Source organism: Vibrio sp. 1402, from assembly GCF_033340275.1.
Genome location: NZ_JAWOWE010000327.1, coordinates 1 through 661 on the forward strand (window position 1 = coordinate 1; position 661 = coordinate 661).

At 46.7% G+C, this 661-nt stretch carries 1 protein-coding gene and 1 pseudogene; both read right to left on the minus strand.

All coding sequences use genetic code 11. The annotated features are described in order from the left end of the window. Positions 1 to 521: ATP-binding cassette domain-containing protein (locus R7044_RS25860; protein WP_225456079.1), on the minus strand; the 521-nt coding region annotated here is incomplete at its 3' end. Then, a pseudogene (locus tag R7044_RS25865) lies at positions 514 to 661 on the minus strand (lipoprotein-releasing system transmembrane subunit LolC); the annotation flags it as partial. The pseudogene R7044_RS25865 and the gene R7044_RS25860, both read right to left, overlap by 8 nt.

Sequence of the window (661 nt, forward strand, 5' to 3'; positions counted from 1 at the left end):
TTACCAGTTGGTTCGTCAGCCAAAACTAAGTCAGGCTTGTTCACAAGAGCACGAGCAATGGCCACACGCTGGCGCTCACCACCAGACAGCTCTGATGGGCGGTGATCCATACGATGGCTCAAGCCCACTTTCTCAAGCAGCGCTTTTGCCGCCTGTTTAGCTTCTGTCACTTTAGTACCGCCAATCAACAGTGGCATTGCGACATTTTCAAGCGCCGTAAAATCAGCAAGTAAGTGGTGAAATTGATACACAAAACCAAGATGTTTATTGCGCAAAGCAGCCTGCTTATTGGAGCTTAACGCCGACAGGTTCTGCCCTAAAAAATCCACTTCACCTTGCGTAGCGTCGTCCAATGCGCCAAGGATATGAAGCAGCGTACTCTTACCTGAGCCCGATGAGCCAACAATAGAAACGAGCTCACCTTTATCGATATCAAAGCTCACGCCTTTCAACACTTCCGTATCCAACGAACCTTCTCGGTATACTTTACGAATATCACGACATTCTAATAGCTTATTCATAGCGAAGTGCCTCAGCAGGTTTAACAGAAGATGCTCGGTAAGAAGGATAAACAGTAGCAGCAAGACTCAGAGCAATCGCTAGCACTACCACTAATAGAATTTGGAAAGAATCAATCACAATTGGCAAATGCCCGCCAAAG